Consider the following 17,204-nt stretch of genomic DNA (forward strand, 5'->3'; position numbering starts at 1 on the left):
TATGCGCACCTCATGGCGAATCTGTGGCAGAAGTTGATGATCGGGGCCCTTGCCGGAGCCGCTGTCGGAGCCGCCGTCGTGCTGGCCCGCCGTGAAGGCACCGCGGCAGGAGCCCGAGAGACGCTGGAGCGCTCGATCAAGGAGCACACACACGGGGTGCATCCGGCTGACATCGCCGCCGGGGTTCGGAACGGCGAACTGCCGGAGCGAGTCCGCGAGACGACCTCCCGGCTCGCCGAGTCACCGGTGGGTGTGGCGACTCGCCATGCCGGCCAGGTGATCGCCGACACCGCGCGGCGGACGGAGAAGCGTGTGGAGAAGTATGCACACGACCATGCGCACCCCGGGTCGAGCGGCCACCGCGCCGAGTAGACGTCCGTCCTGATCACCCGTCAGCCCGACCGCCCTGGCCGTCGCGGTCGCCCGGACGTGTGCCGACCTCACCCGTCGAACCCGCTCGTCGCGGCGCGTCGCGTCCCGATCGATCGCGGCGTGTCACGTCCGCCGCGTCGGTAGCATCCGCATCAGTTGGATCCCGGGATGTCATCACACAGCCAAGGAGTTCGACGATGGAGCTCTCACGACGTGGATTCTTCGGTGTGGCAGGCTCGGCCGCCGCGCTCGGCTGGCTGGGCGCATCGCGCGCCTCCGCCCAACCGGGTCCGCCGGTGCCACCCCTGCCGGCCCCGATCCCGGATCTACCGCCGCCGACCGACCCGAGTCCGCTGAACTTCTCGTCGCCGCCGCTCCGCCGGTTCGTCACCGACCTGCCACGCCTATCAACCGCCGCGGCCTCGGGAACGCTCACCACGCAGTCCAGCACCCACACCTACCACCCGGATCTACCGGCGACGACGGTCCTCGGCTACCACAACGGCATCCTCGGCCCCACCCTCGAGGCACACCGCGGCACACCGGCGACGGTGTCCTTCGTCAACTCGATCGAAATCAATCCACTCGGCTACGCCGTCGACCTGACGATGCACGGCGCCAGCGAGGAGGATCGGACGAATCCGCGGACGACAGTTCACCTGCACGGCGCCCGGAGCCGTCCCGACTCGGACGGGCACCCGATGATCACGTGGCGGTGTGGCGGCGTACAGAACAACCATTACGCCAACGACCAGGAAGCCGCGACTCTCTGGTACCACGACCACGCGATGGCGAACACCCGCCTGAACGTGCAGGCCGGGCTCGCCGGTTTCTACCTGCTGCGCGACGAGTTCGACACCGGCCGCGCCGACAATCCGCTCGGGCTGCCCGCCGGGGAGTTCGAGGTGCCGATCATGGTGCAGGACCGCACCTTCAACGCCGACGGGACGCTGCAGCCGCGGCTCGCCCGTTACCAGCCGGTCGGCTACAACCAGGGCGGGCAGTACGGGGACGTCGCAGTGGTCAACGGAGTCGCGTGGCCCAGGATGACGGTGCGGCGCACGCTGTATCGGCTGCGGCTGCTGCAGGGCTCGAACTCGCGCACCTACCGGTTCGGGTTCTCGAACGGGATGCGGTTCGCGGTGATCGGAGGCGACCAGGGTCTGCTCGACGAGCCGGTCCACACCGACCACATCGTGATGACCTCCGGGGAGCGCGCCGACCTGCTGGTGGACTTCTCGGCGCTCGCGCCGGGCGAGTCGGTCACGCTCGTCAACACCGCCCTCAACAGTGCCGGCAGTGCCGTGATCGCGGTCCCGGCGCTGCCCGAGATCATGCGATTCGACGCGGATCAGGCTGCGGCCGAACCGGCCCGGGTGCCGGCGCGACTGCGTGGCGGGCCGGGACTGCCGCGGCCGATCGCGCCCGCCACCACAGACGGTGTCGCCCAGACCCGGATCATGACGTTCCTGGCGCGCTTCGACCTGGATCGGACGGAAGCGGTGCTCCCGTTGATGGGGACGATCAACAACCTGCCGTTCCTCACCGACGACGTCGACGTCGCCGAGGCAGGGACGACGGAGATCTGGCACATCGTCAACACGTTTCCGTTCGAGCATCCGGTCCACCTGCACCTGGCCCGGTTCCGGATCCTCGGCCGGCAGAAGCTGTGGACGGCCGGCTACATGGCCGCCGCGCCCCCGCCGCTCGAGGGGGACGGCATCCGCTGGACGCCGGACCCGTCCCCGTTCCTCATCGGCGAGCGCGCGGCGCCGGCCGCGTGGGAGTCGGGCTGGAAGGACACCACGCTCGTCGAGTCCGACTCAGTGCTCAGCATCCTCGTGCATTGGCCCTCCGTCGACGACCTCGGCTTCGACCCGGACGCGCCGATCCCGGTCCCGGCCGACGCGGAGGTGCAACACGGTTCGGACCAGGAGATCCGCGGGTACACGTGGCACTGTCACAATCTCGAACACCAGGACCACGACATGATGCAGCAGATCCAGGTGCGCGGGTAGGCGCCGTTCGCCGCACACCCGCGACCGCTCGCCGCGCCATACCCGGGACCGGACAGCCCGTCGCGCGGCGACGATGACCGGCCAGTATCATCTGTGCACGATCGGCCAACTCGCCTTTCATGATCGAGTCTGCATCCGGACGCGAACCGTTCGTCCCACCGCAGTCGGCGCCCACCTCACGCGCCTCAGCTCTCCAGCTGTATTCGTCGATGCCCTGGCAGCCGTACCCGGACTGATCTCCTCCGGAAGCTACCGCCGGGTAACATTGTTGTCGTCCCGTTCGGCGTCCTCGCGTTGTGCCCTGACAGTGGCCGTGCCCGAGGACGCCGCTGGTACCGGAAAAGTGAGGCAGTTCAATGACTGAACGCGTGCAGGTCGGTGGTCTTCAGGTCGCCAAGGTTCTCTACGACTTCGTGAACGATGAGGCTCTTCCGGGCACCGGCGTCAGCGCCGAGACGTTCTGGGAGGGTGCGGGCAAGGTGTTCGCCGACCTGGCCCCGAAGAACAAGGCGCTGCTCGCTAAGCGCGACGACCTGCAGGCACAGATCGACGCCTGGCACCGTGAGCGCGCGGGCAAGCCGATCGACGCCGCCGAATACAAGGCGTTCCTGCAGGACATCGGTTACCTGCTGCCCGAGCCGGCTCCGTTCCAGGTCGCGACCGAGAACGTCGACGCCGAGATCGCCACCACCGCCGGACCGCAGCTGGTGGTCCCGGTCCTCAACGCCCGCTTCGCGCTCAACGCCTCGAACGCGCGCTGGGGTTCGCTGTACGACGCGCTGTACGGCACCGACGCGATCTCCGAGGAAGGCGGCGCCGAGAAGGCACCCGGAGGAAAGCCCGGCTACAACAAGGTCCGCGGCGACAAGGTCATCGCATGGGCTCGCAACTTCCTCGACACGGCCGCGCCGCTGGCCAAGGGCTCGCACTCGGAGGCCACCCGCTACTTCATCGTCGACGACAAGCTCGCCGTCGAGCTGGGCGGTGAGGTCGTCACCACGCTCGCGCAGCCGGAGAAGTTCGTCGGCTACCTCGGCGAGAAGGACTCGCCGACGTCGGTGTTGCTGCGCAACAACGGTTTGCACGTCGAGATCGAGATCGACCCCAGCTCGCCGATCGGCCGGACCGACGGTGCCGGCGTCAAGGACGTCGTCCTCGAGTCCGCGATCACCACGATCATGGACTTCGAGGACTCCGTCGCGGCCGTGGACGCCGACGACAAGGTGGTCGGCTACCGCAACTGGCTGGGCCTCAACCGCGGTGACCTGTCCGAGGCGTTCGACAAGGGCGGCAAGACCGTCACCCGCACCCTCAACGGCGACCGCACGTACTCCACCCCGGACGGTGACGAGCTGTCGCTGCACGGCCGCTCGCTGCTGTTCGTCCGCAACGTCGGTCACCTCATGACCAACCCGGCGATCCTCGACGCCGACGGCAACGAGCTGCCCGAGGGCATCCTCGACGCCCTCGTCACCAGCGCGTGCGCGGTCCACGGCCTGAGCATCGACGACGCACACGGTCCGCTGAACAACTCCCGCACCGGCTCGATCTACATCGTCAAGCCCAAGCAGCACGGCCCCGAGGAGGTCGCGTTCACGACCGAGCTGTTCGGCCGTGTCGAGGAGGTCCTCGGTCTGCCCGCGAACACGCTCAAGGTCGGCATCATGGACGAGGAGCGGCGGACCACCGTCAACCTCGCGGCCTGTATCAAGGAAGCGGACCAGCGGGTGGTGTTCATCAACACCGGCTTCCTCGACCGCACCGGCGACGAGATCCACACCTCGATGGAGGCCGGCGCGATGGTGCGCAAGGCCGACATGAAGAAGCAGACGTGGATCTCCGCGTACGAGGACTGGAACGTCGACACCGGCCTGGCGACGGGCCTCGAGGGCAAGGCGCAGATCGGCAAGGGCATGTGGGCCATGACCGATCTGATGGCCGACATGCTCGAGCAGAAGATCGGCCACCCCAAGGCCGGTGCCAACACCGCCTGGGTGCCGTCCCCGACCGGCGCGACCCTGCACGCGACGCACTACCACCAGGTGGACGTGTTCGCAGTCCAGGATCAGCTCAAGGGCAAGCCGCGCGCGACCGTCGACGAGATCCTCACCATCCCCCTCGCCCCGTCCACCGACTGGTCCGACGCGGAGAAGCAGCAGGAACTCGACAACAACTGCCAGTCCATCCTCGGCTACGTGGTGCGCTGGATCGACCAGGGCGTCGGCTGCTCCAAGGTGCCGGACATCCACGATGTCGCGCTCATGGAGGACCGCGCGACGCTGCGCATCTCCAGCCAGCTGCTGGCGAACTGGATGCGACACGGCATCGTGTCCGAGGCCGACATCGTCGCGAGCCTCGAGCGGATGGCACCGGTCGTCGACCGCCAGAACGAGGGCGACGCCACCTACCGTCCGATGGCCCCGAACTTCGACTCCAACATCGCCTTCCAGGCTGCCAAGGAGCTGATCCTCGAGGGCACGAAGCAGCCGAGCGGCTACACCGAGCCGATCCTGCACCGCCGCCGCCGCGAGTACAAGGCCGCCAACGCCTGATCCGCGATGCGCTCTCCCGGCCCCGGCACCTGCCCAGGTGCCGGGGCCGCGTGCATCCGGGATGTCCGTATTCGTTACTAGACTGCGTGGGTCAGGGCCGGTCCGGCGCCGGCCCGACGGCTAGAAGGCAAGGCGGTTTTCCACATGGGGCAGCATCGCAGTGATCGGCGCACCCGCGGCGTAAGCAAGGGACCGATCATCGCGCTGGTGTCCGTGATCGTGCTCGTCCTCGGCGTCGTCGGCTGGTTCCAACTCCGCGACCGCGCGAGCAGCGAGGGCACTGCCGCCGCCGGGGCGTGCGTCGAGGGTGACGCCACCCTGCACGTGACCGCTGATCCCGACATCGCGCCGCAGATCCGCGAACTCGCGGCCCGGTTCACCGAGACCGATCCTGTCGTTCGGGACCACTGCGTGACGGTGTCCGTCACCGACGGCGCGACAGGTCCCATCGCCGACGCGCTCGCCACCGCCCCCGACGGACCGTGGAACGCGAATCTCGGTCCCGCACCCGCGCTGTGGATCCCCGCGTCGGGCGCGGCGATCAACCGCGTCTCCCCCGTCCCCGGCGTGATCGACGGCCAGCCCAAGCCGATCGCGTCCAGCCCGATAGTGCTGGCGGTGCCCGCCGAACTCGCCCGCACCCTCGAAACGGCCGGGACGACGTGGCAGGGCCTGCCGTCCCTGCAGGCCGAACGGGATTCGCTGGCCGCGATCGGGCTCGCCGGTTGGGGCAGCCTGAAGCTGGTGCTGCCCACCGACCCCGCCACCGGTCACGTGCTCGACGCCGTCGCCGCGGCCACCGCGGACGCCGGATCCGGACCGATTGACGAGGCTCAGGCCGCGTCCCCGAAGGTCACCGCCGCGGTCTCCGCACTGTCGAACGGCGCCCGCGCCATCGACGGCGCACCCGCGTCCACCGCGGACGCCATCGCGGCGCTCGCTCGCCAGACGAACCACGCGGACGCGTCCGTCCACGCCGTTCCCGCCACCGAGCAGCAACTCCGCGCCGCGGGCGACAGCGCCTCCGGTCTCGTCGCGTTCGCGCCGGCCGGCGCCACTCCCGTCGCCGACCACCCGGCCGCAATCCTCGCGACCCCGTGGGTCGACGAGACCCTCAGCCGCGCGGCCGCGCAGTTCGTGGACTTCGTACGCCGACCGGAACAGGTGCAGCACCTCGTCGACGCCGGATTCCGGGTGGACGACAAGACACCGTCGGCGAGCGACCGCACCCCGGTGCCGCCGGTGGCGCAGCCCCTGACCCCCGCCACCGGGCCTGCGGCCGCCCGTCTGGCGCAGACGTTCGCCGATCCGGCCGTCCCGCAGGCCACCACGATCCTGCTCGACATCTCCGGGTCCATGGGCAACACCGACGGCTCCGCGAGCCGGCTGAGCAACACCGTCGACGCCCTGTCCGCGCGGCTCGCGGCGTTGCCGCAATCCTCCGATGTCGGACTGTGGGTATACAGCCGCGGCCTCGACGGCACCAAGCCCTACATGGTGAAGGTTCCGACCGGACCGCTGTCCGACGGCGATCGCCGTCAGCGGATCGCCACCGCGCTGGAGTCGCTGCGCCCGGCCACCGCGACATCGACCTACGCGTCGGTGATCGCAGCGCACGAGAGCGCGGTCGACGGATTCGTCGCCGGCCGCCCCAACTCCGTCCTGCTCGTCACCGACGGCCCGAACGACGACACCTCCACCACCGCCCGGCAGCTGACGAGCGCACTGAGCAACTCGTCCCGCCCGGTCCGAGTGGACGTGATCTCGATCGGCGAGAACAGTGACCAGTCCACCTTGCAATCGGTGGCCGCCCAGACCGGCGGAACATTCATCGCGGTGCCGTCGACGCAGGGCCCCGCGCTCGGTGACGCGTTCCGAACGACGCTGTCGTAGGTCGTCGGGCCGAGCGACGGGTGACGTGGGGGGTGAAATTCCTACCGACCGGTTGCCCTGTAACGTCGTCACCGGTTGGATCGACGATGCGATTGATTGTTCGACTACCCGAGCCGCGACCGTTGACGTCCCTCTGCCGCGCGCTCACCTGTACCCGAGGAGTTCTGATCGAGTCCCGAGGCGGCCTCGTGTCCTGCCAGACCCAGATGTCGGCACGACCACCGCTGCGACTGTCGTCGCGGCTCGAGCGCGACGCCCCGTTCACCGTCATCCGTGCACCCCACGGATTCGGTAAGTCGACGCTTGCCGCCGACTGGGTGCGCTCGGCGGACGCGGCCGGACACATCGGGGTGTTCGTTTCGCCGCCGACCGCCGGCATCGACTCCGCGGAGTTCTGGCGACTGACGGCCGACCGTCTCGCCGCCGCCGGCGCCCTCGCGGCCGTGCCCGATACCGACACCGCCCCGTATCCCGCGGTCCGTGACGAGTTGATCAGGACTGGATCCCCCGTCCGGCTGGCACTGGCACGGGTCGAGCGAGTGGGCGACACCGAGCTCGAGGACCAGATACTCGACCTTGTCGACCACTGCGACCGGGTCCGCGTCGTGGTGACCGTCGTTGGCCGGACGCGTTTCGGTGACCCGCTCGCCCTGGATCCGACGCACGACCTGTTGTGCGGCGACGACCTGCTCCTGAGGCGCACCGAACTGCGCGAATTCTTCGCGGCGGACGGGATCGTCCTGGACCGCGGCGAACTCGAACTCGTCCACCGTCTCACCGGCGGAATGTGGTCCCTGGTCGAAGTCGCGCGCGCCGCCGTCGGACACCTCCAGGCGGTGTCGGACCGGTCACCGCTGGAGTGCCGGCTCACCGAGGCGATCTCCGGTCACGTGCGCACGAAGATCCTCGGCGCACCGGATGTCGTTGCGCATCGCGAGTTTCTCGTCGGTACCGCCACGGCGCACACCGTCAGCCTCGAGACCGCGCTCCTGCTCGGTACCGGCACGGACCCGGCCCGACATCTGACAGCCCTCGAGGCCGCGGGCGTGGTGGACTGTCGCGAGACGAGACCCGAAACACAGTGGCAGCTTCCGGCCGCGGTCCGGCGCGAGCTTCGCACGATCCAACACGAGGACGGCATGGATCCTGCTGGACGGTCGACACGGCTGGCGCTGCACCACCGCGACCGCCACGACTATGCCGCCGCGATTCGGTGCGCGGTCGAGGCCGAGAATTGGCCCCTGGCCGTCGAACTCGTCGAGGAACACTGGATCGGGCTCGTCGGCGGGCATCTCGATCTGCTCCGTGACGTCCTGCTGGCGCTTCCCGAGCACGTCGTCGACGCCAACCCGGGATTTCGCGAGGGACGAGAACTGGTCGCCGGCCTGGACGGAGACCTCGGGCCCGACTCGCTCCCGCACGCTCTCGACGAACTACGACTCCTCGCCGCCGCCGATGACGTCGGCAAGGCGATCGGCATTGCCTCGCACCAGACACTGATGCTGCGTCTCGCCGGCCGATACGAATCCGCGGCCGAGCTGACCCGGCAGATCTGCCTCGTGGTGCGCGAGGTCCTCGAAGCGCGCTCCGACGGCCTCGCCGACCTGCTCCCGTTCCTGCGGATGCAGTGGGGGCTCACGTTCCAGTTGGCCGGCGATCTCGCAGAATCGACTGCGGTGTTGCGCCTGGCCTACCGCCTGGGCAGCGCACAACGCCTCGCCTACATCGCACGCAACGCGGCCGGGAACTCGGCGCTGAACTGGGCGCTGGCCGGCGAGCCGGAACGGGTACGCGAATGGCTCGACCTCGAACTGGCGCATCCCCCCGCCGATGACACGGTGGAGCCGCTGATCCGGATCGGCGGGCTGACGGCCAGGGCACTGAGCGCGCTCGATCAACTCGACATCGCGTCGGCGACGGCGGCGCTCCGCCAACTCGACGAACTCCCGGCAGTCGCCGAACTGTGGCCTTTCGTCGTGTACGCACGCTGCCGCTACGCCATCGCGACCGGGAATCCCTCACACGCGCTCGAGACGCTCGACGCGTTCGCCGAGAAGCGGGAGAGCGTCGAGGGCGATTTCGTGCGATCCCTGCTCACCGCCGCCGAGATCGAGGCCCATCTGGCGGCCGCCAACGGCAGTCAGGCGTACCTACTCGCCGAACATGCAGCCTGCGACACCCCCTGGACGGTCGTGGCGGTCGCACGCACCCACTTGATCACCGGGAACAACTATGCCGCGATCACCACGTGCCGACGGTACGACTGGCTCGGCACTCCCTACACCCGCTCGCACCTCGAGGCTCTCGTCATCGAGACGGCCGCCCAACACGGGCTCGGTCGGTCCGAGCGTGCGGCCCAGCTGTGGCGGCGAGCCTGCGAACTGGCGGACCACACCGGCATTCGGGCAGCGTTCGCCGGATTGCCGCGCGAACTCCTCACCGCGCTGGACCAGGCCGCGCCCGTCCCGTCGGCGACCGTCGCCGCCTTCCTCGCAGCGAACCTCGCCGAACAGTATCCCCAGTCCCTCCACCGCCCCGAGCTGACCGAACGCGAGAAGGCCGTCCTCGACGGGCTCGCCGACGGACTCACCGCCCCGGCCATCGCGCATGCGCTCTTCGTCTCCCTCTCCACCGTCAAATCGCAGCGAACCTCGCTGTACCGCAAGCTCGGTGTCCATTCTCGGCGTGAAGCCGTCGCCGTCGCCCGCGAGTTCGGCCTCCTCCCGTCGAGGATTGTGTAAACGGGGGACGTCGAGAAGGTGAGACTTGTTGATAGCGGACCAATCCGGTGTTCTGGTTTCCTGACAGTTCCGTCCCGGACCGACTTCTGCCCGATCGCCGGGTTGCGCGGTCACGTTCGAATCCGGCTACGACGACGGACAGAGAACGCGACCGGCCTCGTCCCAGATCGGGAACAGCTGCGGGCTCGACGCGTCCGGGTGATCGATTCGAGCCGTCTCGACGAACTCCAGGAACGTCCTCCCCGGCATGCTCGCGGTATCGCAGGCCTCGAGTCCCAGCTTCGCCGCCTCCGGCGCGGTCAGTCCCCTGCCCCACGCGCCGAGGTCCCTCGACGCGAAGACGTCGAGCTGCCCTCCCCACCGATCGAAGGCGAGCTGCACGTCGATGTCGCAGCCGTCGCCGAGGAGGGCGGCGCACGTGACCGTCCCGCTGTCGAACGTGACCGCCCGGTCCTCCACCGCCCGAGCAGCGGTCCGACTCGGCAGGTCCGACATCTCCCGCACGATCACGAATCCGAGCCCGAACACGGCGACGACGGTCAGTACGGCAACCGCAATGCGCGACACGGACTCCCCCTTCCCGACGATCACGCCGCGGCCGCCGTGGCTACGGTCGCCGCGCGAGCGTCAACCTGATGCGCTGACGTGAGGTGATCCGACCATCTCCGTCGCGCCATCCGTCCACCCGCTTCAGTGCGGCGTCGACGACGCGCCCGAGTTCGGGTTCCGGTATCGCATCCCACAGCACCCGCTGCCCGTGCGATCTCGTCCACACATACCACTGGTTTGCGTCGTCGAAGTGGAGGTCCAGATCGAAGCTGACGGTGCGCGCGTCCACCAGGCCGGCAGTGCGCATCAACCGCTCGACCGCGACGTCGGTGCCGAACGGCCCGTTCGGGTCCCGCGGGTCTCCACTGAAGAAATGGCGGTCCCGGTACGGCTCGAACAGGTCCTCCATCTGCTCCCATCGCCGATCCCACGCGCCGAACGTCGAGACGCCGACGATGCCCCGCGGCACCAGCAGGGACCTCCACCGAGTCAGCGCCACCCCAGGATCCGGGAGGAAGAAGATCATGAACGACGCCGTGATCGCGTCGAACGTCCCGTGCGGGAAGGTGGGACGCATCGCGTCCATGACGTGCAGGCGCACGTTCCCGAGGCCACGCGCCCGCGCCTCGTGCGCAGTGGTCGCGACCATCTTCCGCGAGAGGTCGATACCGGTGACCGCCCCGGTCGGACCCACCGAATCCGCGAGCCGGAACAGCACCGCACCGCGGCCGCACCCGACGTCGAGTACCCGATCCCCCGGCCGCGGATCCATCTCCACCACCAGGCGATCCGCGATCGGCCCGAAGAACGAGACGCCGACGTTGTCGTAGCTGTCGACGACGAGATCGAACAAATCCGCGACCCGTTCGGATCGCCCAGCGTCCGGCGCCTCGACCATCCTCCGATCATCTGCCCGCCGGTGAACAACGGTCAACGACGATTGGGTATCGGCAACCCTCCGAGTCGATGACGCCCCGACCGACCCGGCTGGAACGTGATCATGCGTCGCGAATGTCCGCGTCGTACATCGAATTCGGCATTTCCATCGGTTCCGTCCTGTACAGACTTCTGCCACCCGTCGCCGTGGGCACACTCCGATGGACGTCGATGGCCCGGACGCTCGATGTAAGCGCCCGGGCCATCGGATGCGAATCAGCTGGTGAACGCCTCGATCGGCGGGCACGAGCACACGAGATTGCGGTCGCCGTGTGCACCGTCGATGCGGCGGACGGCGGGCCACACCTTCGGCCGAGCCTTACCTCGCGGGTAGACGGCGATCTCCCGCGAGTAGGGATGATTCCACTCGGCAACGAGGCATTCCGCGGTGTGCGGGGCGCCGCGCAGCGGATTGTCGTCGACCGGCCACTCCCCTGCCCCGACCCGGTCGATCTCCTTCCGGATCGCGATCATGGCATCGCAGAACTCGTCGATCTCGTCGAGGTTCTCGCTCTCGGTGGGCTCGACCATGAGGGTGCCGGCCACCGGGAAGCTCATCGTCGGGGCGTGGAAGCCGTAGTCGGCCAGCCGCTTCGCGACGTCGTCCACCGTCACACCGGTCTCCTTGGTGAGCGGACGCAGGTCGAGGATGCATTCGTGGGCGACCATGCCGTTCTCGCCGGTGTAGAGCACCGGGAAGTACTCGTCGAGTCGGCGGGCGATGTAGTTGGCCGACGCGATCGCCGTCAGCGACGCCCGGCGCAGACCCTCGGCGCCCATCATCTTGATGTACGTCCAGGTGATCGGCAGGATCGATGCGCTGCCGTACGGCGCCGCCGACACCGGTCCCGAGCCGCCGAGTTCCGGCGCCATCGGGTGCCCCGGAAGGAACGGCGCGAGATGCGAGCGCACGCCGATCGGGCCGACGCCCGGCCCGCCACCGCCGTGCGGGATGCAGAACGTCTTGTGCAGATTCAGGTGGCTGACGTCGCCGCCGAACCGGCCCGGGCGGGCCAGACCGACGAGCGCGTTGAGGTTCGCGCCATCGACGTACACCTGACCGCCGGCATCGTGCACCGCCGCGCAGATCTCGCCCACCTCTTCCTCGTACACGCCGTGGGTCGACGGATAGGTGATCATGATCGCCGCCAGGCGCTCGGCATGATCGGCAATCTTGGCGCGCAGGTCGTCCAGGTCGACGTCGCCGTTCTCGCGGCACGCGACCACCTCGACACGCATGCCCGCCATCACCGCGGACGCCGCGTTGGTGCCGTGGGCGCTGGACGGGATCAGGCACGTGTCTCGGTGGTCGTCGCCGCGGCTGAGGTGGTAGTTGCGGATCGCGAGCAGGCCCGCGTACTCGCCCTGGCTGCCGGCGTTGGGCTGCAGGCTCACCGCGTCGTAGCCCGTGATCGCCACGAGCCAGTCCTGCAGATCCGCGATCACCTTCAGCATGCCGGGGGCGTCCGCGGTCGGCGCGAACGGATGCAACTTCGAGAACGCCGGCCACGTGATGGGTTCCATCTCGGCGGTCGCGTTGAGCTTCATCGTGCACGAACCCAACGGGATCATGCTGCGGTCGAGAGCAATGTCCTTGTCCGACAGCGCGCGCAGGTACCGCAGCATCGCGGTCTCGGTGCGGTACTTCGTGAACGACTCGTGCTGCAGGTAGACGCTGGTGCGGTCGCCGAACGGCGTCGGGGTGTAGGCGATCTCGGCCTCGGCCGGCAACCCGAAGGCCGCGAGCACCGACGCGAGGTGCGCCTCGGTGGTCGCCTCGTCGCACGCGACACCGACGTGATCACCGTCGACCAGTCGCAGGTTGACGCCCCACGCCTTCGCCTGCTCGACGATGTCGGCGGCGCGTCCCGGCACACGGGCAAGCACGGTGTCGAAGAAGTCGTCGTGGACGACCTCGACGCCGGCGGTCCGCAGGCCCGCGGCGAGGTAGGCGGCGCGGTCGTGCACGCGCCGCGCGATCGCCTCGAGGCCCTCGGCTCCGTGGTAGCTCGCGTACATCGCCGCGACGACCGCCAGCAACACCTGCGCGGTGCAGATGTTGCTGGTCGCCTTCTCACGGCGGATGTGCTGCTCACGGGTCTGCAGCGCCAGCCGGTACGCCTTGTCGCCGTCCGCGTCCACCGAGATCCCGACGAGTCGGCCCGGGAGCTGACGGGCGTGCTTGCCGTGGACGGCGAGGTAGCCGGCGTGAGGTCCGCCGAAGCCCATCGGAACGCCGAACCGCTGCGTGGTGCCGAAGCAGGCGTCCGCACCCATCTCGCCGGGCGGCGTCAGCAACGTCAGCGCCAGGAGGTCCGCGCCGACCGCGACCAGCGCCCCGCGCTCGTGGGCGGCAGCGATCGTCGCCGAGTGATCGACGACCCGGCCGGACGCGCCGGGCAGCTGCGCCAGCACGCCGAAGAACTCGCCGTCGGGGAGGCCCTGCGTGAGGTCCGCCTCGACGATCTCGATGCCGAGCGGCTCGGCGCGGGTGACCACGATGGCGCGGGTCTGCGGGAAGAGGTCGGTGTCGACGACGAACCGCGGCGACCTGCTCCGCGATGCCCGCCGTAGCAGCGTCATCGCCTCGGCCGCGGCGGTGCCCTCGTCGAGCATCGACGAGTTCGCGATCTCCATGCCGGTCAGATCGCCGACCATGGTCTGGAAGTTGAGCAGCGCCTCGAGCCGGCCCTGGCTGATTTCGGGCTGGTACGGCGTGTACGCGGTGTACCAGGCCGGGTTCTCGAGGATGTTGCGCACGAGCACCGGCGGAGTGAGCGTGTCGTAGTAGCCGAGGCCGATCATCGAGGTGGCGACGGTGTTCTGCGCGGCGAGTTCGGACAGCGCGGCCAGCGCGTCGTGTTCACTCAGGGCCGCGTCGAGCGCGACGAGACCTGCGGCGACGCCCGCCGGTGCGGGATCGAGGATGCTCGCGGGCACGGCGCGGGCGGCGAGCTCGTCGAGCGAGCCGACGCCGACGACGTCGAGGATGCGCGTCAGTTCGGCCGAGTCGGGACCGACGTGACGGTCGGCGAACGAGTGGCTACGAGCGTCGATCAAGTGAACTCCCAGGCGGTTCGTCAGGTGCAGGATGCGTTCCACGAATGGAACGGTCCTCCCCCTCTGTCGCCTGCTCGGGAATCCCGAGCGCCTGAGAGATTCGGTCGCGCGCTGTCCGTGGATGTCCGAAACGTCCTGGACGTCCATCGACGGCGCGCGCCTTTCCCCGTGGGCGGGTGGGTGCTCCCACCGCTTTCCAGAGGCGTCGGAGCCCGCACGGTCCTCGGTGCCTGAGAGATTGACGGGGAGGTGTTGCTCCTTCGGCGTCCGTGCAGGTCTACTGCCCTACCCGGAACTCTCCCGTACGACGGCGACGCCCCGTCAGTCTATGCCACCGCGGGCACCTGGACGAACGCCCGGTCAGCCGGTCTTGCGGTCGCCGCGGTTCTTGCGACGGGACGCCAACTCGTCCTCGGGTCGCTCGGTGGCGTCGCCGCCATCGGCCCGCTCCGCCGGGAAATCGGCGATCGTGCCGGTGAGCTCACGCATCGCGCCGCTCACGGCGATACCGAAAACACCCTGGCCGCCCTGCAGCAGGTCGACGACCTCTTCGGCGGACGTGCACTCGTACACCGTGGTGCCGTCGGAGAAGAGGGTGATCCGGGCCAGGTCCCGCACGCCGCGCTGACGGAGGTGGTCGACCGCGACGCGAATGTTCTGCAGCGAGATGCCGGTGTCGAGCAGACGCTTGACGATTTTGAGGACGAGGATGTCCTTGAACGAGTACAGCCGCTGGCTGCCCGATCCGGCGGCACCTCGGATAGAGGGGACGACAAGATTGGTGCGGGCCCAGTAGTCGAGCTGGCGGTAGGTGATGCCGGCGATCTGACACGCGCTCGGCACCCGGTAACCGACGAGTTCGTCCGGAACGGAGTCGTCGGGGAACAACCCGGGCTGCACGTCCTCGTCGACGCTGGATGCCCCGATGGCCGTCTCGCCGGCGAGGTTCAACTCGTGTTCCTGCGGCCGATCTCCCACGGACTACTCCCTCTCGCGTGTTCAGGGGCGACCGACGGCCAGGAAGCGCATCGACATTCCCTCTACCACTGATCACCCACTCGTGCACATCGAGTAAACCCGAATGGTGGATCCACTCAGCGTACGCCCAGGACATACAGCGTGGCGGGCGTTCACAGACCCAGACGGTATGACCCGGACGCTGCAGGGTCAATGCGACACTCCCAAAAGCCTCAACCTAAACTTCAACCTTAGGTTGAGGGAGGGTCAGCCGTCCGTTGCCTTGAAGTCGTCCGGAGAGACCGACTCGAGGAACTCCTTGAATTTCTCTACCTCGTCCTCACGTTCGTCGGGCATCACGAGGCCCGCCTCGGCGAGCACCGCCTCTTCGACGAAGATCGGAACCCCGATCCGCAGGGCGATAGCCACCGAATCCGACGGTCGCGCCGAGACCCGCACATCGCCCTCGAACACCAGGTCTGCATAGAAAGTGCCGGCCTGCAGATCCACGATCCGGACCTCGAGCAGGGTGTGCCCGAAGGCCTCGAGCAGGTCCTTGATGAGGTCGTGCGTGAGTGGGCGTGCGGGTTCGACCCCCTGCTGCTCCAACGCGATCGCGGTGGCCTCGGTCTGCCCGATCCAGATCGGCAGATAGCGATCCCCATTGCTCTCACGCAGAAGCAACACCGGCTGGTTCTGCGGCTGTTCGACACGGATTCCGATCACACGCATCTCACTCATCGCGTCCTCCACCTCGTACCGGTGACCGGGTCCACCCGAACGGCGAACGAGTCCCGTTTGACGTACTCCCCGATTCTATTCGTTCCCGCTGCGGCCGTCAGCGATCGAGCGCCCCGCGCACCGCCGCTTTCACGAGGCAGGTGTGGAGCGTCAGGGAGAGCGCAGCAAGCTCACGCACCATCTCCTCGGCACGATCCCGCGCCCCGGCGTCACGCCCCTTCGCGACGGGACCGGCGATCTGCGCGACCAATCCGGCCTCGCGGTCCGCGGCCAGCTTGAACGCACGCAGATGCCGGACCTCGAGTCCGAACTCCGACATCGACTTCGCGGTCCGCGCGAGGGTCACCGCATCCTCGTCGAAGAAGCCGGCCGGCCCAGCGACCACCAGCCCGCTGCGGAGCAGCTCGTTGAGGAAGCGGTCGTCGATGCCGGATCGGGCGCGCAGATCGTCACGACTGATCCGCACTTCACGGTCGGTACGAAACTCCTCCGGCGACACCTCGCCCGGCGCGACGGCGAGCGTACGCGGGCGCCGTGGCATCGCATCCACGGCGCCCACAGTGGCGGCGCCCTTGTCGATCGCCTCGAGCTGCTCCTTGATGACCTTGAGCGGCAGGTACTGATCGCGCTGCGCCGTGAGGACGTAGCGCAATCGTTCGACGTCCGCGATCGAGAACCGTCGGTAGCCGGACGGCGTCCGCTCGGGACTGATCAGCCCCTCCGATTCCAGGAATCGGATCTTGGAGATCGTCACGTCCGGGAACTCGGGACGGAGTCGGTCGAGCACCGTCCCGATGGACATGCCCGTGGCGGCCTCCTGCCGAACGGCCGTCATTGGTTGCCCGCACCAGCCGCGGACTCACCGATCTGCGAACCCCCGGCATTTCCGCGGGGGCCGGTCAGGAAGACGAGACGGAACTTGCCGATCTGCACCTCGTCCCCATTCGCGAGCACCGCGGAGTCCACCGGTTCCCGGTTGACGTAGGTGCCGTTGAGGCTGCCCACGTCGACGACCTGGAACTCGTCCTCGTCCTGGCGGAACTCCGCATGCCGCCGACTCACCGTGACATCGTCCAAGAAGATGTCACTGTCGGGATGACGACCTGCGGACGTGGTCGGCTGGTCGAGCAGGAAGCGCGAGCCCGCATTCGGACCTCGCTTGACGACGAGCAGCGCGGACCCGGCGGGCAGACCCTCGACCCCGGAGACGGGCGCTTCAGCCGTCTGCGACGACTGGGTATCCATCTCGTTGAGAAAATCCGCACGGAAAACCGATGTAGTCTCGGCCGGCGTCTCTCCATAAACCGCATCGTTGCCGTTCTCGCTCACCGTTTCTCCTCCTCAGTCCGATTACCCGGGAGCCCTTTCGGAGCCCCCGGGGTCAC

Annotated in this window: 12 protein-coding genes and 1 riboswitch; of the genes, 5 read left to right on the forward strand and 7 right to left on the reverse strand. The window is 68.7% G+C overall.

The genetic code is table 11. The features are described from left to right. The first annotated feature begins 12 nt into the window (after window positions 1-12). From ABTV10_RS12950 to ABTV10_RS12970, 5 genes are all read left to right on the forward strand, one after another. The gene (locus ABTV10_RS12950) at window positions 13-372 is read left to right on the forward strand and encodes a hypothetical protein (protein WP_499027476.1); all 360 of its coding nucleotides are present in this window, start codon (window positions 13-15) and stop codon (window positions 370-372) included. Between the two features lie 197 nt (window positions 373-569). Continuing rightward, entirely contained in the window at window positions 570-2,390 is a 1,821-nt protein-coding gene (locus ABTV10_RS12955) for a multicopper oxidase family protein (protein WP_499027478.1), read from the forward strand. A 356-nt stretch (window positions 2,391-2,746) separates the two neighbouring features. Continuing rightward, the gene (locus ABTV10_RS12960) at window positions 2,747-4,942 is read left to right on the forward strand and encodes a malate synthase G (RefSeq protein ID WP_499027480.1); all 2,196 of its coding nucleotides are present in this window, start codon (window positions 2,747-2,749) and stop codon (window positions 4,940-4,942) included. Between the two features lie 144 nt (window positions 4,943-5,086). Continuing rightward, the gene (locus ABTV10_RS12965) at window positions 5,087-6,835 is read left to right on the forward strand and encodes a substrate-binding domain-containing protein (RefSeq protein ID WP_499027482.1); all 1,749 of its coding nucleotides are present in this window, start codon (window positions 5,087-5,089) and stop codon (window positions 6,833-6,835) included. A gap of 188 nt (window positions 6,836-7,023) precedes the next feature. Beyond that, window positions 7,024-9,576 (forward strand): LuxR C-terminal-related transcriptional regulator, encoded by a 2,553-nt coding sequence (locus ABTV10_RS12970; RefSeq protein WP_499027483.1) that lies wholly within the window; start codon window positions 7,024-7,026, stop codon window positions 9,574-9,576. A 126-nt stretch (window positions 9,577-9,702) separates the two neighbouring features. On the opposite strand, the gene ABTV10_RS12975 is transcribed toward ABTV10_RS12970, so the two are convergent. From ABTV10_RS12975 to odhI, 7 genes are all read right to left on the reverse strand, one after another. Further along, window positions 9,703-10,143, reverse strand: coding sequence for a hypothetical protein (locus ABTV10_RS12975; RefSeq protein ID WP_499027485.1), 441 nt, complete (start codon window positions 10,141-10,143; stop codon window positions 9,703-9,705). A 40-nt stretch (window positions 10,144-10,183) separates the two neighbouring features. Beyond that, window positions 10,184-11,023 (reverse strand): class I SAM-dependent methyltransferase, encoded by an 840-nt coding sequence (locus ABTV10_RS12980; protein WP_499027487.1) that lies wholly within the window; start codon window positions 11,021-11,023, stop codon window positions 10,184-10,186. 254 nt (window positions 11,024-11,277) lie between these two features. Then, complete coding sequence (gcvP, locus tag ABTV10_RS12985; RefSeq protein ID WP_499027489.1) at window positions 11,278-14,163, reverse strand: aminomethyl-transferring glycine dehydrogenase; 2,886 nt, start codon at window positions 14,161-14,163, stop codon at window positions 11,278-11,280. 165 nt (window positions 14,164-14,328) lie between these two features. Then, a riboswitch (glycine riboswitch) is annotated at window positions 14,329-14,434 on the reverse strand. A gap of 47 nt (window positions 14,435-14,481) precedes the next feature. Then, window positions 14,482-15,099: a MerR family transcriptional regulator gene (locus tag ABTV10_RS12990; protein WP_499027491.1), complete on the reverse strand. Its 618-nt coding sequence runs from the start codon at window positions 15,097-15,099 to the stop codon at window positions 14,482-14,484. A gap of 246 nt (window positions 15,100-15,345) precedes the next feature. After that, window positions 15,346-15,819, reverse strand: coding sequence for a bifunctional nuclease family protein (locus tag ABTV10_RS12995; protein ID WP_433604285.1), 474 nt, complete (start codon window positions 15,817-15,819; stop codon window positions 15,346-15,348). 97 nt (window positions 15,820-15,916) lie between these two features. Beyond that, window positions 15,917-16,654, reverse strand: a complete 738-nt coding sequence (gene ftsR, locus ABTV10_RS13000; RefSeq protein ID WP_499027492.1) for a transcriptional regulator FtsR — start codon at window positions 16,652-16,654, stop codon at window positions 15,917-15,919. Further along, window positions 16,651-17,148, reverse strand: a complete 498-nt coding sequence (gene odhI, locus ABTV10_RS13005) for an oxoglutarate dehydrogenase inhibitor Odhl (RefSeq protein WP_499027493.1) — start codon at window positions 17,146-17,148, stop codon at window positions 16,651-16,653. Before odhI ends, ftsR begins: the two co-directional genes overlap by 4 nt. Window positions 17,149-17,204: the final 56 nt, after the last annotated feature.

The sequence above is a fragment of the Paraburkholderia sp. RHO2 genome, from assembly GCF_050955445.1.
GTDB lineage: Bacteria > Actinomycetota > Actinomycetes > Mycobacteriales > Mycobacteriaceae > Prescottella > Prescottella agglutinans_A.